The sequence below is a fragment of the Fluviicola sp. genome, from assembly GCF_029266855.1.
Lineage (GTDB): Bacteria > Bacteroidota > Bacteroidia > Flavobacteriales_D > Crocinitomicaceae > Fluviicola.
In genome coordinates this window covers 51,662-74,418 of record NZ_JAQSWB010000011.1, presented here as the reverse complement: position 1 = coordinate 74,418, position 22,757 = coordinate 51,662, and the positions used below count along the sequence as shown (strand labels likewise).

The 22,757-nt window shown below is 41.0% G+C and carries 16 protein-coding genes; 7 read left to right on the top strand and 9 right to left on the bottom strand.

The genetic code is table 11. The features are described from left to right. Positions 1 to 81: 81 nt before the first annotated feature. The 4 genes from K0S23_RS17855 to K0S23_RS17840 all read right to left on the bottom strand — a co-directional run bounded on the left by K0S23_RS17855 (position 82) and on the right by K0S23_RS17840 (position 11,922). Positions 82 to 3,360, bottom strand: coding sequence for a T9SS type A sorting domain-containing protein (locus tag K0S23_RS17855; protein ID WP_300360187.1), 3,279 nt, complete (start codon positions 3,358 to 3,360; stop codon positions 82 to 84). An 82-nt stretch (positions 3,361 to 3,442) separates the two neighbouring features. Further along, on the bottom strand, positions 3,443 to 8,431 hold the full coding sequence (locus K0S23_RS17850) for an ELWxxDGT repeat protein (protein ID WP_300360185.1): 4,989 nt from the start codon (positions 8,429 to 8,431) through the stop codon (positions 3,443 to 3,445). A 214-nt stretch (positions 8,432 to 8,645) separates the two neighbouring features. Then, the gene (gene gcvP / locus K0S23_RS17845) at positions 8,646 to 11,477 is read right to left on the bottom strand and encodes an aminomethyl-transferring glycine dehydrogenase (RefSeq protein WP_300360184.1); all 2,832 of its coding nucleotides are present in this window, start codon (positions 11,475 to 11,477) and stop codon (positions 8,646 to 8,648) included. 190 nt (positions 11,478 to 11,667) lie between these two features. Beyond that, entirely contained in the window at positions 11,668 to 11,922 is a 255-nt protein-coding gene (locus K0S23_RS17840) for a hypothetical protein (protein ID WP_300360182.1), read from the bottom strand. A gap of 98 nt (positions 11,923 to 12,020) precedes the next feature. Here K0S23_RS17840 and K0S23_RS17835 point away from each other — a divergent pair, with 98 nt between their 5' ends. The 4 genes from K0S23_RS17835 (at position 12,021) to K0S23_RS17820 (ending at position 16,381) form a co-directional block, all read left to right on the top strand. Continuing rightward, entirely contained in the window at positions 12,021 to 13,151 is a 1,131-nt protein-coding gene (locus tag K0S23_RS17835) for a methionine aminotransferase (protein ID WP_300360181.1), read from the top strand. After that, a complete protein-coding gene (locus K0S23_RS17830) occupies positions 13,139 to 13,930 on the top strand; it encodes an amidohydrolase (protein ID WP_300360179.1) in 792 nt (263 codons plus the stop codon). Before K0S23_RS17835 ends, K0S23_RS17830 begins: the two co-directional genes overlap by 13 nt. Positions 13,931 to 14,003: 73 nt before the next feature. Further along, positions 14,004 to 15,887, top strand: coding sequence for a T9SS type A sorting domain-containing protein (locus tag K0S23_RS17825; RefSeq protein ID WP_300360177.1), 1,884 nt, complete (start codon positions 14,004 to 14,006; stop codon positions 15,885 to 15,887). Between the two features lie 80 nt (positions 15,888 to 15,967). After that, positions 15,968 to 16,381, top strand: a complete 414-nt coding sequence (locus tag K0S23_RS17820; RefSeq protein ID WP_300360175.1) for a YqaA family protein — start codon at positions 15,968 to 15,970, stop codon at positions 16,379 to 16,381. Here K0S23_RS17820 and K0S23_RS17815 read toward each other — a convergent pair. Next, the gene (locus tag K0S23_RS17815) at positions 16,368 to 17,519 is read right to left on the bottom strand and encodes a 1-deoxy-D-xylulose-5-phosphate reductoisomerase (RefSeq protein WP_300360174.1); all 1,152 of its coding nucleotides are present in this window, start codon (positions 17,517 to 17,519) and stop codon (positions 16,368 to 16,370) included. The two genes, K0S23_RS17820 and K0S23_RS17815, sit on opposite strands and share 14 nt — an antisense overlap. Before the next feature lie 88 nt (positions 17,520 to 17,607). Here K0S23_RS17815 and K0S23_RS17810 point away from each other — a divergent pair, with 88 nt between their 5' ends. From K0S23_RS17810 to K0S23_RS17800, 3 genes are all read left to right on the top strand, one after another. Further along, on the top strand, positions 17,608 to 18,075 hold the full coding sequence (locus K0S23_RS17810; protein WP_300360173.1) for a DUF6495 family protein: 468 nt from the start codon (positions 17,608 to 17,610) through the stop codon (positions 18,073 to 18,075). 152 nt (positions 18,076 to 18,227) lie between these two features. Beyond that, positions 18,228 to 18,629 carry a hypothetical protein gene (locus tag K0S23_RS17805; RefSeq protein WP_300360171.1) on the top strand — a complete coding sequence of 134 codons (402 nt, stop codon included), beginning with the start codon at positions 18,228 to 18,230 and terminating at the stop codon, positions 18,627 to 18,629. Positions 18,630 to 18,733: 104 nt separating this feature from the next. Beyond that, positions 18,734 to 19,348 (top strand): suppressor of fused domain protein, encoded by a 615-nt coding sequence (locus K0S23_RS17800; RefSeq protein ID WP_300360169.1) that lies wholly within the window; start codon positions 18,734 to 18,736, stop codon positions 19,346 to 19,348. 75 nt (positions 19,349 to 19,423) lie between these two features. Here K0S23_RS17800 and K0S23_RS17795 read toward each other — a convergent pair whose 3' ends face one another. From K0S23_RS17795 to K0S23_RS17780, 4 genes are all read right to left on the bottom strand, one after another. Continuing rightward, positions 19,424 to 19,783: an ArsC/Spx/MgsR family protein gene (locus tag K0S23_RS17795; protein WP_300360168.1), complete on the bottom strand. Its 360-nt coding sequence runs from the start codon at positions 19,781 to 19,783 to the stop codon at positions 19,424 to 19,426. An 11-nt stretch (positions 19,784 to 19,794) separates the two neighbouring features. Continuing rightward, on the bottom strand, positions 19,795 to 20,712 hold the full coding sequence (locus K0S23_RS17790) for a hypothetical protein (RefSeq protein WP_300360166.1): 918 nt from the start codon (positions 20,710 to 20,712) through the stop codon (positions 19,795 to 19,797). A gap of 79 nt (positions 20,713 to 20,791) precedes the next feature. Further along, a complete protein-coding gene (locus K0S23_RS17785; protein ID WP_300360165.1) occupies positions 20,792 to 21,367 on the bottom strand; it encodes a hypothetical protein in 576 nt (191 codons plus the stop codon). A 2-nt stretch (positions 21,368 to 21,369) separates the two neighbouring features. Continuing rightward, entirely contained in the window at positions 21,370 to 22,707 is a 1,338-nt protein-coding gene (locus tag K0S23_RS17780) for an NAD(P)/FAD-dependent oxidoreductase (protein ID WP_300360164.1), read from the bottom strand. Between the last annotated feature and the right edge of the window lie 50 nt (positions 22,708 to 22,757).

Sequence of the window (22,757 nt, the reverse complement as noted above, 5' to 3'; positions counted from 1 at the left end):
TGATGTTGCAAACATACAAAAATCCGCTCATCAATCGATGAACGGATCTCCCGATACATTAATAAGTTCCTTACTGCTTCACTACCCGCTGAACATTATGTCCCTGTGAATTCTTAAAATCAAACAAGTAAACTCCGCGCTCAAAGTTTTGCAAAGACCGTTATTTTGAATTTTGTCTTTCAGGACTACTTTTCCCTGCAGATCGTAAACTGTCAGTTCGGCTTCCGAACCGGAGAAAGAGATGTGAACCTGGTCGTTGGTTGGGTTGGGGTAGATCGTAAATAAATCCAATTCTTCATCAATCACATTTAAGGTTGAAATTCTATTTCCATCGTAATTAATCCCAATAGTTGCAACAAAGTATTCATCAATAGATTTGGTTGAGCAATAAAGTTGAAGCTGTATGTATATATTTCCAGGAGTCAGGACCAGAATTGATGGAATAATTGTTGTTCCATTTATATCAATAACAGCCCAGTTTATCAAGACGGAGTCTCCTGAAAGAATGGTATACGAATCGATATAAATAGAATCGATTGAATTGTAGTCAATTACACAATTTTCAATTGCGATTACTGAGGAGTCAGTTGCAGTGCCACTGAACGGATCTACAATCAAGTAGGTTGAGTCCGAAGGAACCACAAATGTGGTGTTTAATGTGTCTCCATTTCCATCCGTAACCTGAATCGAGTAAATGCCCGGGCAAAGACTGTCAAATACAGCATATTGGGAACTTGTTACAGTAGTTCCGGTTCCGATATCGAATGTGAAATCGGGTGTTCCTCCTGCTGTAAGATTCACCACTCCGGTACAAGAATCAACATACGACGGTGAGGAAAAACAACTTACACTCATGTGCGTAATTGTCAAATTTAAAGTTACAATCGAATCACAACCAATGGAGTTGGACATAGTATCAATATATTGACCAGATGTTAAATATGTCTGGCCATTCACCGGCCAGGTATAAGTAAACTGCTCTGTTACATTTTGAGTAGCATAAATTGGATAGCATGTTGCCAAACGCACTAGTCCGTTTCTTGTGGTTCCGTTAAAATCGGTAAATGCCCCGCCTACCAATACCTTCCCATCAGATTGAATGGCCACGGTCATTTTTTCTTCTATAGAGATCATCAAATTACTGATGAAGCGATAAAATGATTGATGCAGATCCCAGGTATTGTCTAAATCTCCGTTTTGGTCTATTTTAATCATACCAGTTAACTCTTCCTGGTCGGGATCAAAATTTCCAACCAGCAAGAATCCTCCATCCGAATTAAGAGCAGCGGAATGGATCTGAATGGTGTCTCCTGCGCTAACATGAAAGCTCGGATCAACAGTACCATCTGAGTTTAGCCTAATCCTGCTTTGGCACTGCACTCCATTGAATGTGGAAAAATGCCCGGACAAAAATAACTTACCGTCTGGCTGAAGAATAACAGTATTGATCGTAGCACCGGTAAAACCTCCGGCTCCTGAGCCAATATTGGTATAGAACGGATAATCAATAGATCCATTCGGGTTTAATCGGGAGATGTGGTTATAAACCATGTACGGACTACTTTGACCTGTGAAGTCCCCAACAATAACCAGTTTTTCGTCAGGTTGTAAAACAGAAGCATTAATCATTCCGTTCACTGCGACCGGAGTATAAGTGTTATCGGTATATCCATCCGGATGCAGACGGTAAATCCCGCCGCCCATAGTCACCAGTATTTTATTATCAGATAAAACGTGAATTGATCGGGCATCACTTGTAGGGTACCCAATCGAGGGTTGGAAACCTGTATCCAATGTTCCATCCGCATTTAATCTTACCAGCGGACAATCAAGCTCTAAACCATTAAAGTGCTGGAATTCGCCTCCGATCAAATATTTCCCGTCCGGCTGAATTGTTAGAGCTTTTACTGCAGCAAGATACAATGAATTCTCATTGTCCGTTTCGATTGAACAGGCATGTGTCCCAACTGTTGGTCCAAGACCAATATTTGCATTAAAAACACTATCCATAGTGCCATTTGTACTCAATCGCGCCAAATGACTGCATGCCTTTCCGTTGTAAGTAGAGAAAACTCCCCCGATCATTATTTTCCCATCTGGCTGTTCAAGGATTAAATTCGTCTTTTGACCTACTCCGGTTTGACAATTGAATGTCGGATCTATTCCCCCGTTTGGTCTCAGACTATATAACTGATAAAGTATATCGGAAGTAAACAGAATATTCCCATTGGAAGCAAAACCAGCCCTTACTCCGGATGGAGTTCCCTGAGGGGGACATGATCCATAAAACATCGGTTTATAAGACCCGTCTGCATTCAGATAGGCTACAGTGCCCACATGTCCATCATAATTCTCAAATCCGGAATTGGTCGGGGTAATTAAAATCTCGTCCTGAGAATTGACCTGTATTCTCCCAATTAGAGAATTGGGTCCCGTTCCGATGTTGAACGTGTTATCAATTGATCCATCCGGATTCAATCGAACGAAATGTTGATAATTTCCGATGCCGGTTACATACGCAAATGCCCCACCAACCAAAATTTTACCATTTTGCTGAAGCGCCAGTGAATAAGTATGTGTATAGGTGTTGTTTGTAGATTGAAGCAATCCGAACGTATTATCGATTGATCCGTCTGTATTCAAGCGTATTGGAACCCTGTATGTTGTTGAGCCATCATCATAGGTGCTTGCTATTAAAATTTTCCCATCGGGTTGAAAAGCAATGTCATTAATAAATGTAAATCCTGTAGGAATTTGAAAGGAGTTGTCGATACTCCCATCTGTATTCAATCTCACAATCCCATTTTGGGGTATTTGGCTGACATGGGAAAATAATCCGAGCAAGATAATTTTTCCATCCGGTTGAATATACACCCGATTTACAAAATTGTTCGGCCCTTCTCCTGCATCAAAGGAAGCATCCAAAGAACCATCTGCATTTAACCGGGCAACTCTATTTCTTTCCACCCCATTGATATGTCCAAATGTGCCTGCAACAATGATTTTTCCATCCGCCTGAATAGCAATATCATTCACTGCTCCGATCGCAAATCCCCCGCCAGGATAAGCTGTTGATGCATGAAACGAGTGATCCAGGGAACCATCTTTATTCAAACGTGCAATTCCCTCGCTCGTTTCTTCATTGTAGCGCATAAAATCTCCTCCGATGACTATTTTCCCATCAGATTGAACAACCAAGGCTCTATAATCCGTGTTTATACCAAAATCGATTCCTTTTTCAAAAATATCTTCTGTTGTGTCACCAATATTAAATGACAGATCAGAAACGATCGTTTGTGCAAATCCGTTCGATGTGACAATCGAAAGAAAAATCAGGGTAATTAAAAAAAGGCGATTCATATAGTTAAATTGATTTTACAAACATACAAAAAAGTTGCCTCCTATCTTGCTTCAAACAGGAGGCCGATTTACGGATCTATTTTTATTGTTTCACCACCCGCTGAACGCTATGTCCCTGTGAGTTCCTGAAATCAAACAGATAAACTCCACGCTCGAAGTTCTGAAGTGAGACGATACCCTGATTCTGAATGTTGTCTTTCAATACCACTTTTCCCTGAACGTCGTAAACTGTCAGTTCAGCTTCTGAACCGGAGAAGGAGATGTGGACCTGGTCGTTGGTCGGGTTGGGGTAGATCTCAAATAAGTCTTCTCCGATATCCGGTAAGCCGGCTGTAGAAACAGAACCGTTGTTGAAGTAAATTGCTTCCGTCACTGTGAAGTATTCTCCCTGAGATTTAAACGGACAGAATACACTCAACTGCAGCCAGTAAACACCGTTTCCGTTGTTCAGGACATAGCTTGTGGTGTCGAAGTTTGAGCCGTTTGAATCCACAATATTCCAGATTACGTTTACCGTATTTCCGTTTGCCCAGATCGAGTCGATGTAGGCGGTGTCGATGGAATTGTAGTAAATATCGCAATTGGTCATTGTTACTCCTAAGGAATCGATTGCCAACGAATCAATAAACGGATTGTTGAAGACGTAGTTTGAATCGACCGGAATGACTACCGGAACCGAAAGCGTATCTCCACAGTTGTCTGTTATCTGTAAGTCATGCACTCCGTGACAAAGATTTGTTACCAAACTGTAGCCGGTAGAAGTGATGACTTGTGAGCCGTTATCGAAATCCAGTTCAAAGTTTGCATTTCCTGAAATGGTAATTGCAGCTTCACCCACGCAGGTATTGGCATCGGAAGGAAAAACAAATACGTTTTCAATTGTTAAAGGAAGAGCTGGTACAACGGTCAAATTCAAGGTAACAGTTGAATCACAACCCCCTGCATTTTGCAAAACGAAGATGGGTGTGTTTGTGGAAGAAGTGTAGGTATTCCCATCGATCCAGTCGTAAGAATCACAAGCTGTCTGAACATCTGTTCCGGAATTGGAATGTGTGATTGTTAAGTTCAAAGTAACCGTTGAATCACATCCCGCCGAATTCTGCAAAATAAACGTTGGTGTGTTTGTTGATGAAGTATATGTATTGCCATCAATCCAGTCATACGAATCACAAGCTGTTTGAACATCTGTTCCGGTAGTTGGATTTGTTATCGTTAAATTCAACGTAATAATCGAATCACAACCTGCTGCATTTTGCAAAACAAAGGTTGGTGTACTGGTAGAGGAATAATAGGTGTTCCCATCGATCCATACTAATGAATCACATACAGATTGAAAGTCGGTTGTATGATTTGATAAAATAGTAAGATTTAAAGTAATCGTCGAATCACAACCCGCTGTATTCTGCAAGACAAAAGTCGGTGTATTGGTCGAAACATAATAGGTGTTTCCATCAATCCAAGTCAGAGAATCACAAGCGGTTTGAATATCGGTTCCACTGGTTGAATTTGTAATTGTCAAATTTAAAGTAATAAGAGAATCACAACCAGCTGCATTTTGTAAAACAAAAGTTGGAGTGTTGGTTGAAGATGTATAGGTGTTCCCATCTATCCAATCGTATGAATCACATGCTGTCTGAATATCCATTCCTGCATTTGAATTCGTTATTGTCAAGTTCAGAGTAACTGTTGAATCGCAACTCGCTGCATTCTGCAAAACAAACGTTGGAGTATTTGTGGAAGCATAATAGGTATTCCCATCAATCCAAGTCAGAGAATCACAAGCCGTTTGAATATCAATCCCGGTATTAGAATGATTAATTGTTAAGTTTAACGTAACAATTGAATCGCACCCAGCTGCATTTTGTAAGACAACTGTTGGCGTATTTGTTGATGAAGTATACGTATTCCCATCAATCCAGTCGTATGAATCACAAGCTGTTCGAATATCGATCGTATTATTTGATAAAATAGTAAGATTCAACGTAATAATCGAATCACAACCCGCTGTATTCTGCAAGACAAAAGTTGGGATATTGGTTGAAGAAGTATAGGTATTGCCATCAATCCAGGTTAGAGAGTCACAAGCAGTTTGAACATCCGTAACATTTGTAGACTGAGTGATCGTCAAATTTAGCGTCACCGTTGAATCACAACCAACTGCATTCTGCAAGACAAAAGTTGGAGTATTCGTTGAAGAAACATAGGTGTTTCCATCAATCCAGATCAGAGAGTCACAAGCAGTTTGAACATCTGTTCCCGTTGTTGAATGTGTAATTGTCAAATTCAAAGTGATGGTAGAATCACAACCGGCTGCATTCTGTAGCACAAATGTTGGAGTATTTGTGGAAGAAGTATAGGTATTTCCGTCGATCCAGTCATACGAATTACAAGCTGTATGAGCATAGGTAGAGTTTGATGGATTTAGAATTGTCAAATTCAATGTTACAATCGAATCACAACCCGAAAATGAAGGAATTGTATCAGAATATATTCCCGAATTGGTATACGTTTGATTATTTGCACTCCAGGTATAACTTCCACACGCAGTCTCATAAACCTGAGAATTATCCGTGTATTTCCACAATTCAAATCCATAATCATAGTGATACAGGTTTAAAATGACCTCATTATTTATTGAACCTATAACCAGAGGAAAAGAACTCATATTTCCGGGATTAGCATCTTGAATTAATCGCGTGCTGCAGGCAGTTCCGTCAGAAACCCATAATTCATGTCCAGTGGACCCGTCATTTGCCGAAAAATAAAGTTTGTTATGAAGGATCGTGAACTTTGAAGGAGCACTGGATTGGATTCCAGGATTAATATCTTTGACCATAATGGTCCCAGCCGTAGTCCCGTCTGATTCCCATAATTCGGATCCATGGATGCCGTCATCTGCTGAGAAGTATAATTTTCCATTGAAGATGGAGAAATTTTTTGGGTCACTACCCCATGGACCCGCTTTTATTTCTTTTAGAATCTGAGTACCTGCAACAGTTCCATCAGTTACCCACAATTCATACCCGGAACCATTTGTGTTCATTGAAAAGTAGCGCTTGTTGTTATAACGGATGGTTTCTTTTATTACTGTGGATGTAGTTTGAAAATCATTATAAGGAACGTTCATAAAAAGAACCGTACCTGCTGAGGTGCCATCACTGCTCCAAATTTGGCAACCAGTCCCAACTACATATACTTCGAAATAAAGCATTCCGTTCAGTTCAAACAAATTACTAGTTGAACCACCAAGGGTCTTTACGAAGGTTGTTCCCGCCACAGTACCATCTGTTTTCCATAATTGAGCGTTCGTAATAAAATATGCCATGCCATTGGCTACAGCAATAGGTCCATTTGTGGACATTCCACTTTTAAGTGTTATTGTACCTGCTGTTGTCCCATCAGTTCTAGCAATTGCACTATTTCCAACTAAGAAAAGATGATATCCATTATATGGAATAAAACCATGAGATTCTCCGGTCATGTTTTTTACGGTTACCGATCCCGCTGTAGTTCCATTTGATTTCGCCAATGCCGACTGACTGGTGCTGCTGTAATACATGTTAAAATAAAACGTAGTACTATCCGCTTTATAGAAGTTTCTGGGAGCGCTGCCGCAATAATTTGCCGTGCACATGTCTTTGGTCATCAATGTTCCGGAAGTCGTCCCATTGGTTTCCCATAATTCACTATAGATAGATTCACCGTTTGAAGCAAAAAATATTTTGTCATTCAAAGAAATTCCTTCTTTGAATCTGGTGGAATTCCATTGAGAACTAATATCCTTTATCATAACTGTTCCTGCGGCACTTCCATTACTTTTCCAAAGCTCAACATTTGCGGCCACGTATGTACCCTGGAAAACAACTTCCGTTGCATTCACCGGTGTAATAAAACAAGGAGCACCAGTACTTGGCGACATATTGTTGATTCGAACTGTTCCTGCAGGTGTTCCGTTTGTTTTCCACAGTTCTGGTGAGGATCCATACCGACCTTGAAAAAACAGGATCCCGTTCCAAACACAGAAGTTTTTAGCATCTAAATGCCCCGAATATAATGTCTGGCAAGTTACCCCATTTGTTTTGTAAAAACCTCTTCCTCCACCATTCTGCGCACTAAAGTATAATTCACCGTTAAATTCAGTAAATCCATCAGGAGAACTTGAATTAGTCACTGACGTATAAAATGTTGCAAACTCTGCCGTACCGGCTGTAGTTCCGTCCGAACGCCATAATTCCTTGTTATTATAAGGTCCGCCACCAAAATATAAGTAACCGTTATACTCACGTATTGCTATTCCGTTATTATATGATGCATATTGCTCAACATTTGCTACAGAACTTACCAGTTGAGTCCCAGCAACAGTACCATCCGTTTTCCACAGATCATTTCCCGTTGCTGAGGAAGCAGAGAAAAATAACATCCCCTGAAAAGATATTAAACTGTTCGGATTACCATTGCCCGTTCCATTAAAATCAATAACCATGTATGTTCCTGTCTCTGTTCCATCAGTTTTCCAGAGTTCTATTCCATTCACCCCATTATTAGCAGTAAAATAGATTTCCCCATTCACTTCTGTAAGTTGTTTTGGCGAACTTCCCCAATAACCGGGATTAATATCCTTGACCAAAACTGTCCCGGCCTCTGTTCCATCACTCTTCCATAACTCGGAGCCTGTTCCACGAACAGTGGCTTCAAAATACAATGTGTTATTTACTTTCAGAATTTGTAAATCAGAATTGTTATAATTATAATTCTCAAATCGCTGGATAAATACCGTCCCTTCAGATGTTCCATCTGTTCTATACAATCCCTTCTTATCTCCTTCTCCAGTTGCAAAAAAATAAACAAAACCATTCATTTCCACCGGAGCAAAAATCTCACTTCCTATTTCAGGTTCCGGATTGATATCGCTTACTAATACTGTTCCTGCCGTTGTTCCGTCTGTAGCCCAAAGTTCTCCACCATGTTGTTTATCTACAGCTGAGAACAAGACCCTATTCCCTAGCCTGATCAAAAATTTGGGATAAGACCCTGAAGAAGTCCAGTAGTCCGTATCTATATTTTTAACCATAGTAATTTGACCTGCTACCTTCAAGGAGCAAAAACAAATTAAGGCTAATACTAGTATTTGAATTTTAACAGGTTTCAGACTCATGATTTAGTTAGTTTGAATTTTGTTTAAGTAATGGTTGTTGTGTTGCAAAAATACAAAAATCCGCTCACCCAAAGATGAACGGATTTTCAAAAAATATTTAGTCACTCAGGATAACTGAGCGTAGTCGATGCTATGCCTCCACGTGCATGTAGCTCTCTACGCTCGGACAAGAACACACTAAGTTTCTGTCTCCGTATGCGTTGTCTACACGACGAACCGGAACCCAGTATTTCCACTCTTTCAAGTATGCAACCGGGTAAGCTGCCTCCTGCGGAGAGTACGGGTAATTCCAGTCTTTGTTGATGATACAGTCTGCTGTATGCGGAGCGTTTTTCAACAAGTTGTTTTCTTTATCTGCATGACCGTTTTCGATTTCTTTGATCTCAGCACGAATCTTGATCATCGCTTCGATGAAACGATCCAATTCTTCTTTGTCTTCAGATTCTGTTGGCTCCACCATTAAAGTTCCTGCTACAGGGAAAGAAACGGTCGGTGCGTGGAATCCGAAGTCGATCAAACGCTTCGCCATATCGGCAACTTCTACGTCTGCTGTTTTCTTGAAATCACGGCAGTCTAAGATCATTTCGTGTGCTACTGTTCCGTTTTTACCGGTGTACAATACGTCGTAATGACCTTTCAATTTCGCGGCAATGTAGTTTGCATTTAAGATCGCTGCTTCAGTAGATTGACGCAAGCCTTCAGCTCCCAGCATCTTGATGTATCCGTAAGAGATCAATAAGATCAGGGCACTTCCGTAAGGTGCTGCAGAAACTGCGTGAATCGGTGTGCTTCCCCCAGCCGCAATTAGCGGGTTGCTCGGCAAGAAAGGAGCCAAATGTGCTGCAACTCCGATCGGGCCCATTCCTGGTCCGCCACCTCCGTGAGGGATTGCAAATGTTTTGTGTAAGTTCAGGTGACAAACGTCAGCACCGATATTTCCCGGATTTGTTAATCCGACCTGTGCATTCATGTTGGCACCGTCCATATAAACCTGTCCTCCATTTTCGTGGATGATCGCTGTAATTTCACGGATTCCTTCTTCGTAAACTCCGTGAGTAGACGGGTAAGTTACCATTAACCCAGCCAATTCGTTCCCGATTTGGTTCGCTACGGTTTTTAATTCTTCGATATTGATATTTCCGTTTTCGTCGCAACCTGTTACAACTACTTCCATTCCTGCCATCACTGCAGATGCCGGATTTGTTCCGTGTGCAGAAGAAGGAATGATCATTTTTGTACGTTGCTTGTCTCCACGGCTTTCGTGGTATGCTTTGATGACCATCAAACCAGCATATTCACCCTGAGCGCCGGAGTTTGGTTGTAATGACATAGCTGCAAATCCTGTGGACTCACACAAATCTTTTTCCAATTCACGGAACATTGCGTGATAACCCGCAGCCTGTTCAACAGGAGCGAAAGGATGCATATTTGCAAACTGAGGATTCGTGATCGGAATCAACTCGGAAGCTGCGTTTAGTTTCATGGTACAAGAACCCAAAGGAATCATGGAGTGAACCAATGAAAGGTCTTTGTTCTCCAAACGCTTCAGGTAACGCATCATTTTAGACTCCGAATGGTATTTATTGAAAGTCGGATGTGTTAAGATCTCATCTGCTCTCAAAACAGAAGCAGTCAAAGTGGAATCGGCAGAAGTTGCATTTGCACCGAAGATCTCCAAAATAGTTGCTACATCCTGTTCAGTATGCGGTTCACCAAAACTGATCGTTAATTCAGATTCGTTTATGATGCGGAAGTTCATTCCTTTTGCCTCGGCTGCTGCTTTAATTTTTGCAGTATCCACTCCTTTTACCCAAACGGTGTCGAAGAATGAATCGGAACCGACCTGGATGCCTGCTGCTTTCAAACCGCTCGCTGTAGAAGAAGCCAAACGGTTTACATGTACAGCGATCTCATTCATTCCGGCAGGACCGTGGTACACCGCATACATGGAAGCCATTACAGCTAACAATGCCTGAGCCGTACAAATATTGGAAGTTGCTTTATCTCTTTTAATGTGTTGTTCGCGTGTTTGCAAAGCCATGCGCAAAGCCAGGTTGTCATCCGCGTCTTTTGACACACCGATGATACGGCCCGGCATGGAACGTTTGTATTCGTCTTTTGCTGCGAAAAATGCTGCGTGAGGCCCACCGTAACCCATCGGAACCCCGAATCGTTGTGAAGTACCGAAAACTACGTCTGCTCCTAATGATCCCGGAGACTTTAATATTACCAATGAAAGAATATCAGCAGCAACGGCTGTTTTCAAACCTGTATTGCGACCAATGAATCCTGCAACATCAGTGATGTGTCCGTGAACATCCGGATACTGGATGATCGCTCCGAAATATGTTCCGTCGTTGGTGAAAGTTGTTTCATCTCCTTCAACCAATTCGATCCCAAGATTTAATGCACGACCCAAAACAACATCTTTTGTCTGAGGGAATGCATTTTTGGAAATGAAGAATTTATTCACACCGTCTTTTACTTCCTGGCGTGAGCGCGAATTCCAAAACAAGATCATTGCTTCAGAAGCAGCAGTTCCTTCATCCAATAAAGATGCATTCGCGATTTCCATTCCTGTCAATTCCAAAACCATTGTCTGGAAATTCAACAAAGCCTCCAAACGGCCTTGTGAAATTTCAGCCTGGTAAGGCGTATAAGCTGTATACCATCCCGGATTTTCCAAAACGTTGCGCAAAATCACAGAAGGAACAATTGTTTCATTGTATCCTAAACCAATAAAAGACTTGAATACTTTATTCTGAGCACCAAGAGCAGTGATGTGCTGCAAATATTCCTGCTCACTTAAAGCAGCATCAATTTTCAACTCTCCGGACAAGCGGATATGAGAAGGAATTGTTTTATCGATTAATTCTTGAATTGATTTAACACCAATAGCAGCTAACATCTCAGATTTCTCAGCTGAATCAGGTCCAATGTGACGGGATGAAAATGCACTCATAAAAATTTCACTCTTTTTTGAAACCTACCTTTACTGGTAAGCAGGTGCAAAGATAGCGAAATTCGCGTTTTATTATTTCGATTTAGCCGGAATATTTGTTAAGTCAAACAGGAAGTTTTCAATGGACATTCAAGAATGGAATTTAAATTGACGAGCCTGCTGAGATTCAGGCAGAAGTGAATCCGGCGTCCTACTTACAACTTGCCTTCCGTTCCATCATTTCGGGCCCGCTCATTTGTTCAAATTCCTTGCATTTAGCCTTCTTCGTCCGGATGAGTTCTTTGACTTCCTTTTGACCTTTCACACTCAGTTCTTTTGTTCGTAACTGATCGTATTTACTATTCAGTTCATCACTTGCACGGATGCAATCACAAATGGAATCTTCGCCGCATGAGGTAATTAAAAGGGCGAAAAATGCAAGTATGGCTAAAAGTCGGAGTTTCATTAAGTTCATTTTAAGTGAATTCCCGTTAAATATACGCGTCTTTGCGTATCATATAATGAAGGAATGATTTACTTTGCTATTGCAAACAAAAGTAATCCATGCAAACAAAACTTCCAAAAGTAGGGACTACCATCTTCACAACCATGAGTCAGATGGCAAATCAATACGAGGCCATAAATCTTTCCCAGGGCTTTCCCAATTTCCCGATCGACCCGCTGATTGAAGAGCTATTGGCGAAGAACAGTAAAGAAAATGTGCATCAGTATGCTCCAATGGCCGGGCTTCCTGCTTTATTGGAAGGAATTGGTCAGATGGTTCACCGGGTTTATAAGAGAGAAGTAAATCCATCCACTGAAATTTTGGTAACGGCAGGAGCGACCCAGGGAATTTTTGCTGCCCTTCAGGCTTTGGTCCATCCGGGTGATGAAGTGGTGATCCTGGATCCGGCCTATGATTGCTACAGTCCGGCTGTACATTTGGCCGGCGGAAGAGCGGTTCATATTCCGATGCGGGAAGACTTCACGATTGACTGGCGTGAACTGAGACAAACTGTGAATCAAAAGACGCGTGTGCTGATTATCAACAATCCGCATAATCCGTCGGGGAAGATGATGGACCAGGAAGATTTTGATGCCTTGATCCGTGTAATGACCGATCACCCGAATTTAATACTTTGTTCCGATGAGGTATATGAATTTATCACCTTTGAGAAACCTCATTTTTCCGCACATAACAATGAGATTTTGCGAAACAGAAGCGTAATTGTTTCCTCATTCGGTAAAACATTTCATTTGACAGGCTGGAAGGTTGGTTACCTGATTGCACCCGAATACATCATGAAGGAAATCAAAAAAGTTCACCAGTTCTTAGTGTTCTCGGTGAATAGTGTTGCTCAAAAGACCCTGGCAGATTATATTTCCACAACCGATGTCACGACCCTGGGGAAGTTTTACCAGGACAAACGCGACCGTTTTAAGGAATTGATGTCGAAAAGCAAGTTTGAATTTCTTCCGAGTGAAGGGACCTATTTTCAGACTGTGAGATACAAAGCCATTTCAGATCTTCCGGACGTCTCTTTTTGCGAGTGGATGGTGAAAGAAGTGGGAGTTGCGGCTATTCCGCTTTCTGTCTTCTATGAAGGGCGGTACGATTATCATACTATTCGTTTTTGTTTTGCCAAGACGGATGAAACATTAATACAAGCAGCAGAAAGATTATGCAAGATCTAAGAATAACATTTGTCCAGGCAGATCAGATCTGGGAAGACAAAACTGCCAATTTGAAACATTATGAAGAACTTCTAAAACCTGTTACTGCAACGGATCTGATTCTTTTACCTGAAATGTTTCAAACGGGATTTTCAATGAATACCAACTTATTGGCAGAAAAAATGGAGAACAGTCCGAGTATTTCCTGGTTAAAACAACAAGCTAAGGAAAAGCAAGCTGCTTTCTACACCTCGCTGATTATAGAAGAAGATGGTCACTGCTATAACCGGGGAGTATTTGTAGAACCGAGCGGAGACATCACTTGTTATGACAAACGGAAGCTGTTTGGGATGGCTGAAGAACCGGTTCATTTTACTGCAGGAACCAAAGAAGTCATTGTTGAATACCTTGGGTGGAGGATCAATTTACAAATTTGCTATGACCTCCGTTTTCCTGAAAACAGCAGGAACGGTGAAATAGACGGGAAACCGCTTTACGACCTTTTGTTATATGTTGCCAACTGGCCTGAAAGAAGGATACAACATTGGTCTGCATTGATTCCTGCAAGAGCCATAGAAAATCAATGTTACGTAGCCGGACTGAACAGGGTAGGTGTGGACAATACGGGCTTATCTTATAACGGTCAAAGCAAATTAATTAATCTTTCCGGTGAGGAACTTTCCAACCTTTCTGATGCTGAAGGCGTCATTACATATGGTATTAGTTACCTCGAACTGAAACAATCACGTGAAAAACTACCCTTCCTGAAGGACAGTAATTACCGTTTATTTCGTAATTAGTACCGTTTAATAAATAAGTTGGCCTTCTGTTGGTCAAATAGTTAAATTTAGAACTTCGTAAATTAAAGAAAACATGAAAAAACAGATTACCTTATTATCAGGTTTATTGTTGGTTACTTCAGCTTTTGGGCAAGTAAAGAGCAATTTACCTGTTCAACAAAAAGCTCATTTACCGATTTCAGTATATAATGGGAAAACAAAGACCCAAAATGGAAATACTGTAAAGGCAGATGGAGACTTATTGTTCGACGACGATTTTGCACAAACATCGTTTATTTGGACGGCAGGAACTTCCGGACAAGGAACTTTTGCTTTCGGTACTAACGCATCAGCGGGTGTCACTTCTTCAAATCAATACATGGGGGGGCCGATGGCATCTACAACTGCAGCAAATGGATTTGCATACTTTAACGGAGTTCAATATTTATTGACGTCTTCGGCAGCACCTCAAAACACTTGGGTAATGTCTGATACCATTGATCTTTCTCTTGCAGGAGGTTCAATTACTTTGGCATTTCAACAGCGTTACCGTGCATTTAACACAGATGTTACTTATGTTGAGTTTTCAGAAGATGGAGGTCTTACATGGCCAAAATCGTTCGAAGTAAATGCCGGAGAACCAGGAAATGGCGCTACTGTGCAAAATACTATTGCTTTGGATTTTGCTGTAGCTAATTCAGCTTATTCTGTAGTACGTTTCAGATGGGAAAACACATCAACAAGTGCTACTTTCGGTTCAGGTTACGGATGGTATGTAGATGATATTACTATCAACGCTGGTTATGGTAACAACATGAAAATGACTGAGGCTAATTTTTATGCTGGTGATCAGTTTTTACAATATACTAAGTTTCCTATTGCACAATCAAATGGTACGGTTGAAGTAGTTTTTGATGCTGTTGTATCCAACAAAGGATATAACTCACAAAATGCGAACTTAACTGTAACTTCAGGAGCATACAACCAAACCGGATCCGACGTTGCTGTAGCAGCATTTGCTGCAGACAGTACAGTGGAAGTTTCCGCAACTCCATTCATGCTTCCAACAACTTTAGGAACACACACTTTTACATACAAAGTAGCTTCTTCCAATAACTCATTGGTTCTTACAACAGATGATACGCTTGTAAATTCAGTGGAACTTACAAACAGTGTTATGGCAGTAGATGCTTATGTGAATGCAAATTCCATTTCTTCTTCATTCCTTGGTTGGGCAACTCAATCAGGAGATCCTGCTATCGGTTCTTTGATGGAAATCTTTGCTGATGCTGAGGCTAGTGCAATACAAATCGGTATTTATGATTTTGCAGCAGCACAACAAACTCCTTACATCGGACTTACAGTTTTTGGTCGAATTGACAAGTACAATCCTGCAACAGACGAGTTTGATTATATCGGACAAACAGAAGAATTACACGGTGGTCATGAAATCGCTGCAGGTGATTTTGGAAATATCATAGTATCTCACTTTGATAACCCAATCACATTAACTCCGGGGTTATACCTTGTAACTGCAAGTATGTTGGACGGAGCAGAAGTTCCGATCGCATTTTCAGGATATGTTCCTGTTGGTCAAACAGCTGGTTTGAATGGTGCTAATGTTACAACTCTTGCAGGTGCTGACGGATTCTCTAATTATGTTGAAGCTGCTGTTGTTCGTTTGGACTTTACAGATTATGCTGGTATGACAGAATTGAACTCTGCAACAGATGTAACAGTTTATCCTAACCCATTCGTTGGAACAACTGAAATCAAGTTCAACTTGAAATCCGATGCTGAGGTTTCTGTAGTAATTACTGATGTTGCTGGTCGTACAGTTGCAACGGTTCCTGCTTCAACCATGAACGCTGGTGAACAAACAATTGCTATCGACGGAACAAACTTTGTAGCTGGAATTTACAACTACACATTGACTGTTGGTAACGAAACTATCACAAAACGTATCGTTAAGAAATAATTCTTTCCCGATAGCTATCGGGACGATAATATGGAAATGGGGGCCTTTGGTCCCCATTTTTAATTCTATACTTTTGCACGATGATTGAATGGGGATTAATTGGTCTTTTCGGGATGTGTTTTCTGGCATCAACCATTATTCCTTTTCCCTCCGAGGCAAGTCTTTTATTTTTTTTGAATATGGGAACGTATTCTCCCGTTTCAATTTTAATTGTTGCGAGTCTGGGGAACTGTCTTGGCGGAATCACTAATTACCTTCTGGGTTATTACGGCAGAAAAATACTGAGTAAAAAACAACTTCTGAAAAGCGAATCACTCATACAGCGTTACGGTTTCTGGGCAGCACTGATTTCCTGGCTGCCAATTATCGGAGATCCTTTATTGGTTGTACTTGGTATTTACCGGGTATCTTTTTGGAAAACCCTGGCTTTGATGAGCATCGGGAAAGTTGGTCGTTATCTGATTGTATACTGGACCTATTTTACATTCGCTTAAGCGCAAATTCCCGTGCAAGCAGATCAGTCTGTACATAATCCTCATAATCCGGATTCAAAATAAAAGGTGTTTCCAGCATTGCACTTTCGTTGATCCGTGCAATATCCAGAAATCCGATCTTTTCCTCCAAAAACAGCTGTACTGCAATTTCATTTGCTGCGTTTAATGCACAAGCCGCAGTTCCTCTTTTATTCAAAGCATCATATGCCAACTGCAGATTCCGGAAGGTTTCCTTATCCGCTTTTTCAAAGGTAAGTTGAGGATAGTCTAAAAAATTGAAGCGGGGGAACTCCGTTTTGAACCTTTTTGGATAAGTCAAAGCAAACTGAATAGGCAGCTTCATATCCGGAAGTCCCATTTGTGCTTTCATACTCCCATCCTGAAACTGAACGAGTGAGTGAATAACTGATTGGGGGTGAACGATCACATCGATCTGTTCCGTGTTCAAACCAAAAAGCCATTTTGCTTCGATGACCTCCAGTCCTTTGTTCATCATGGAAGCAGAATCAATGGTGATTTTTGCGCCCATAGACCAATTCGGATGTTTCAATGCCTGAGCCGGGCTTACGGTTTTCAGGGTGTCAGCTTTCCAGCCTCGAAACGGTCCGCCGGATGCAGTCAGGTAAACCTTTTCAATCGGGTTGTGGAATTCTCCTACCAGGCATTGGAAAATTGCAGAATGCTCCGAATCTACCGGGTAGATATTGATTCCTTTGGCACGTGCCCGTGCAGTCACCAATTCTCCGGCAACCACCAGCGTCTCTTTATTCGCCAATGCAATGTCCTTTCCGGCCTCAATTGCCGCAAGTGTTGGTTTCAGTCCTGCATATCCAACTAATGCAGTCAGAACGACATGGACTTCGTTAAATTCTACCACCTGGCACAGGGCCTGATTTCCTGCATAGACATGAATGTCTTCAGAAAAAAGAGCGTCTTTCACTTCCTGGTACTTTTCTTCATCACCGATTACAACCGCATTCGGCTGGAATAGTTTTGCCTGTTCAATCAGCAATTTTGCATTTGACTGAGCTGTAATGACCTGCAAGTCGAATTGTTCCGGATAAGCCCGGATCACTTCTAATGCCTGTGTACCGATTGAACCTGTAGAACCAAGAATGGCAACACCTTTTTTCTGCATGATACAAAGTTAAAAATCATTCTCAATCTTCCGGTTTCTGTGCACAGATTGTATTATCGGTTTCAGACTTTCTTTATAAATTTGCCACATGAAATACCGCATTTTAACCGACGAAGAACTACAACACCTTGAAGGAGACCTAAAGGCTTTCCTTATTATCAATGGAATTCACGGGGATGAATGGGAAAAACTTAACCGGGAAGAACCTCAAAAAGCGGTTGAATTAGTCGGTTTGTTTTCCGACCAGGTATTGCAAACCGTTTATGAGAAAGTCCGGTTTTTAGAGCATCGTTCTCCAGATTCCTGTCTTGTATTCCACTTCGGAGAAGAAGAGCAGGAATTGATTGCTATCCAGAAAAAACCCGAAACTAAAATTGACTTATCAACGATTAATGGAATCCACGAGGCACTTACTAAGGCGCCTACTGATCTTTCCTTTTTTACAAGTAAAAAGGATTATACAGATTCCAGGGAAATGGAAATTCATCAATTGATTCAACAAGGTGCTGTTTTGTCTGATGCCAATTTTTGGAATTCTTTAAAGGAAATTCTTTAGAATTCATAAATACCAGGGAGGTCAATACGTAAATTGCACAGTCAGATTGGGTAATCACTCACTCAAAATTTGCTAAAATACAATCTCCGAAAAAAGCGTTGGGTACTCTATTCAGAAAGCTTAGTTTTACCCAAGCATCCATTTTTAAAATTATGAGGCTTCGATTTACTTACTTACTATTTGGACTATTTTTCCTGGTTCTGTCTGCTTGTTCAAACTCTGATATAGATGAACGTCTCGTTAAAAAATGGACGCTTGTTAAAGTGGATGGATTTGGTCCCGATAAAGACAAAATTTTGGGAATTGATTATATTTATTTTGATTTGAAAGACGACGAAACCTTCAAAGGTCGTTGGTATGATCAAAACAACATGACCGATTTTATTGATCTAGAAGGAAAGTGGTTAAGTACACAGTACGAAGACAAAATCGACTTATTTTTATTTTACGGCCCCAACCAAAAGAAGTCTATCATTTTTAACATTTCAAAAGTTGAAGGAGATGATATGACGATGCGCATTTCTGAAATAGATCATTTCTTTAAAGCGAAGTAACAATATAAACCAATAACCAATAAGGGGCCTCGGCCCCTTTTTTATTGCAGTCACTTCCGGAACTTATTGGGAGAAAGCAAGTGAGAACCATTATATTTGTTGTCATGGAACTTATAAAGGCATTGGAAAACCGTTTTGGTGCGCATCGCGTAAAATCAATTCAAAATCCTTTTCACACTGATCAGGAGTTAATTGTTTTGTTGCTGGAGCTGGATGTTCCCGTAACGATTGTAATGACTGCTTCCCTTTCCGAATATAAAATGCCTGTTTTGGACAAATGGGTCGGAAGAGAATTCAATGAGATCTATTTTTGTTTACCAACTTACTGGGATTTTGAAGATCATACAAACCCCAATTCTTCCTGGATCTATAACTGGATTTATAAACTGGAGCGTTTCGTAAGAGATAAAAACACCTGGTACGGTCCCGGTCACACGATCCCAACCGGAAATCCGGAAGTTCCGATCTCTGATTTAATGCAACAGGAATATTTCATCTTCTTAGACCCGATTTTGCTTCAAAAGGAACTTAGCCCGGTGAATATCCAGGGTAAAACCATCCAATTCCTAAGTATCGTCCCAATTTTCGGGGATGAATTGGACTTTAAGATGGGTAAAGGCACACAAAAGTTTGTACGCCGTTTTATTCAGCGAAATTATGATGAAAAACTGGACGATTACAGAAAATCTGTTTTGACCAGCAGGCTGCGTTTCTTTTAGGAATTTTTGATTCTGTCTCCCAGGGGAAGGGCATAAATTATTAGCAAGTCAGTAACTTACTTACACCCGTTTCCCTCAACGCTTAGCAGCAAAGAACTCTTGTGCAGCTTCCACTTCCTTTTTGGCATTTCCAATCCAAACATGCTCATCATAAATGGTGAAGGGCCGTTTCAAAAAGGTATATTCTTCCAGCATATATTTGCGGTAATCAGCTTCCGTAAGATTCATTTCGTGTAATCCCTGGGAACGGAATTTCATTGCTCTTTTGGAGAACATTCCTTCGTAAGAACCCACTTTTTCCTTCAGCCAATCCAATGTTTTCGCATCAATATTGCTTTGTTTGATGTCAATTAATTCAACATCAGCGGGCAGATTCAAAGCTTTCATAATCTTCTGACAAGTGTCACAAGAACTCAAGTAGTAAAATCTTCTCATTGAACGGCTTATTAACGGTTTTGCATGTATTCGTTGTTTCTTTTCCGGTCTTCCGGCGTACCGGTATTACAACCATTTGATTTCTTGGTGAAATGGTGGATCCAGCGGATCTGGAATTGAACCGGCCAGTAGTTGCTTGAGAACCATTGGATGGTTGGACGTGCTTTATTCGGCTCGAAAATCCCAATTGCAGGAACGATGAATCCCAATGTCAGGTAATCACCACGACGGATTGTGCGCGTAAATCCTAAATGCAAGTGAAATTGCGCCATGAAATCCTGCTGGAATTTAACCGGTGCAATTGTTGCAACATACGGTGCTTTTGGAGCAGGAAGTGCATTGAACAAAAAGTTGAAGCCTAAGCCTGTTTCCAAATGCCAACCATCTGCAATTTTGGTAAAGCGATCAATTGTTACGCGAGCAGTGATGTATCCATTATAGAAAGAACCGGTGCTTTCGTCAAAAGAGGAAGCTCCCGTAGAAGGATCAAATAGCTCGAATTTTGTTCGTTCACTTCCACCAATATAGTTAAAGCCTAAACCCCAATCCAAACGGTGAAAAAGATTCGCCCCGATCCATTTAACATCTCCTTTATCGCCACGTCTCTTATACCATGCGGCCAATATTTTAGAAGATTTCAAACGGTAATGTGCGGCACCGATTTCAATAAATCCTCCTGGTTTTCCAATCGGATCGACCGCAGCAGTAACAGGACGTCCATTCACATCGGTCCCCGAGTATTCCGTAATTTTTGGATTGGTAAAAGTGTAGTTAGGACCCAAAGAAATCTGGATTCCGTCCTTTGTCAACTGACGGTAATCACGCGCACCTCCGAAAAAGTCCTTTCGACTTTTCCCTCTCAGGTTTCGGGATTGACCGAATGAAAGTCCGGTAATCGCAATCAACAAAGTACAAATGACAAATTTCATGGTCTAATTTTATTTAAATATCTAAAGTTTTCGGATTCGTTACGAACTAAGTTGCAACTTTTTATCCATTGCATGTTGTTCATTGAATTCGTTGCCTTCTTTTTCGAAAAAGGAAATAAACTATGGCGCTCACCCACAATGCCCTGCAAATGCTTCCATAGAACAAAAAGGTAATCAATCCCATAACACTCAGCCCGCCTCCTGAGCCGGAATACAAAAGTGTCTGCCAATCCGTGAGATGATTTACCGGCTCATAACGCGGAGGCGTGGGTTCAAATGAAACCAGGGTCAGTAAACTTTTCAAATCCTGCTTTCCCTGTTGCGGTCCCAATCCTTTAATCCAGTAATAATCGATTGCATTATAAAGATAAACCAAATGATAGTTCAATACAATTATTCCAATAAGCGCAAAGGCGACCTTCCAATACTTTAAATCGCTCATTTTCTTCGCAATCACAATGGCCGAAAGGAACAAAAGAGCAAGTCTCAAATAGTTCTGGACACTGATCCGGAAAACTATCCGGTCCAAATCATCTATGCTTTTCGGTTCCGGACCAATCAGATCAAAGATCCAGGACACGAGCAATTCCAGTACCAGTATCGCACCGGCGAAAAAGAGAATCTGGTAAGCGATACTTTTGGACTGAGGGCTCATGATTACGAAATAAGTTCCAACATTTTTTCCATTACAAAAGGCTCATCCCATTTCTCGTGAATGTTTTCGATCTTCAGGATTTGCTGCATCAGGGCATCTTGTCTTCTTCCGTTTTTCAGTGCATCGCTGTAACGCGTGTGACTAAATGTTACCTGCGAATAAAGCGGAGTCCATTTATCCGGATATAAACGGGAGAATTTCCCTTCGATCTTTTTCTGTAATAAAAATTCAGGGTCTGCGGTTTTGTCGCGCATCTCCACATAATTATCCAAAGCCAGGTCCAAAATAGCATTTGCATCCGGAACCCGTTGTTCGGAGAAACGTTTTAATAAACCACTCCAATCTCCCTGGCTTTGATCATACATTTCATTGAAAACGGTACAATCTTCAAATCCACAGTTCATTCCCTGTCCGTAAAAAGGAACAATTGCATGAGCTGCATCACCCAACAGAACAATTTTATCTTCGTAATTCCATGGTTCACAGCGAACCATGATCAATGAACTGGTCGGATTTTCAAAATAATCATCCAATAACGTCGGCATCAACGCAACTGCATCCGGGAAAGTGAGATCAAAAAATGCAGCCACCTGCTCACGGGTCTTCAGTGTTTCAAAAGAGGTTTCACCTTCCATCGGGAAGAAGAGTGTACACGTAAAGCTTCCATCCAAATTTGCCAGTGCAATCATCATGAACTCACCTCTTGGCCAGATATGCAGGCAGTTCTTGTCTAATTTATGACTTCCGTCCTCATTTGCTGGAATTACTAATTCTTTGTATCCGTGATCGAGGTATTTCTGGGAATAATCAAAAGTCATTGATTTCTGCATGCGCATACGTACTGCCGAATAAGCCCCATCTGTTGCAAAAATCTTGTCAGCCGGGAATTCTTCGACTTGTTTTGTTTGTTCATTCTGAAAGGAAAGTGTATTTGTTTTCAGATTGACATCCAGGCATTTGCGGTCAAAATAATATTCAATATTCGGATAATTATCTGCCAAATTCATCAATTTCTGATTCAATCCTCCTCTGGAAACCGAATAAATTGCCTCGTTGTTCACACCATAAGGCTGATAGGTTAAAGTTCCGTCCAAAGCGTGCATGCAGCGCTTATACATCGGAATGGCAATTTTGTGAATGTCTTCAGCAATTCCTGCGATCTCCAACGCTTTCCAACCCCGGTCCGAAAGTGCCAGATTGATTGATTTTCCACCGATTAAAGTAGCTTTTCTCAAATCAGGTCTTCGTTCAAATACTGAAACCTGGTATCCTTTCTGAGCAAGTAAAATAGCCTGTAAACTTCCTACGAGTCCGGCTCCTACTACTGCAATTTTTTCCATTTTACTTTATTTTACCGCAAAGGCGCAAGAAATCTGCGTTCTTCTGCGGG

Coding starts and splice junctions, on each gene's coding strand:
- K0S23_RS17855 (WP_300360187.1), bottom strand. CDS start 3,360: ATGAATCGCCTTTTTTTAATTACCCTGATTTTTCTTTCGATTGTCACA.
- K0S23_RS17850 (WP_300360185.1), bottom strand. CDS start 8,431: ATGGTTAAAAATATAGATACGGACTACTGGACTTCTTCAGGGTCTTAT.
- gcvP (WP_300360184.1), bottom strand. CDS start 11,477: ATGAGTGCATTTTCATCCCGTCACATTGGACCTGATTCAGCTGAGAAA.
- K0S23_RS17840 (WP_300360182.1), bottom strand. CDS start 11,922: ATGAAACTCCGACTTTTAGCCATACTTGCATTTTTCGCCCTTTTAATT.
- K0S23_RS17835 (WP_300360181.1), top strand. CDS start 12,021: ATGCAAACAAAACTTCCAAAAGTAGGGACTACCATCTTCACAACCATG.
- K0S23_RS17830 (WP_300360179.1), top strand. CDS start 13,139: ATGCAAGATCTAAGAATAACATTTGTCCAGGCAGATCAGATCTGGGAA.
- K0S23_RS17825 (WP_300360177.1), top strand. CDS start 14,004: ATGAAAAAACAGATTACCTTATTATCAGGTTTATTGTTGGTTACTTCA.
- K0S23_RS17820 (WP_300360175.1), top strand. CDS start 15,968: ATGATTGAATGGGGATTAATTGGTCTTTTCGGGATGTGTTTTCTGGCA.
- K0S23_RS17815 (WP_300360174.1), bottom strand. CDS start 17,519: ATGCAGAAAAAAGGTGTTGCCATTCTTGGTTCTACAGGTTCAATCGGT.
- K0S23_RS17810 (WP_300360173.1), top strand. CDS start 17,608: ATGAAATACCGCATTTTAACCGACGAAGAACTACAACACCTTGAAGGA.
- K0S23_RS17805 (WP_300360171.1), top strand. CDS start 18,228: ATGAGGCTTCGATTTACTTACTTACTATTTGGACTATTTTTCCTGGTT.
- K0S23_RS17800 (WP_300360169.1), top strand. CDS start 18,734: ATGGAACTTATAAAGGCATTGGAAAACCGTTTTGGTGCGCATCGCGTA.
- K0S23_RS17795 (WP_300360168.1), bottom strand. CDS start 19,783: ATGAGAAGATTTTACTACTTGAGTTCTTGTGACACTTGTCAGAAGATT.
- K0S23_RS17790 (WP_300360166.1), bottom strand. CDS start 20,712: ATGAAATTTGTCATTTGTACTTTGTTGATTGCGATTACCGGACTTTCA.
- K0S23_RS17785 (WP_300360165.1), bottom strand. CDS start 21,367: ATGAGCCCTCAGTCCAAAAGTATCGCTTACCAGATTCTCTTTTTCGCC.
- K0S23_RS17780 (WP_300360164.1), bottom strand. CDS start 22,707: ATGGAAAAAATTGCAGTAGTAGGAGCCGGACTCGTAGGAAGTTTACAG.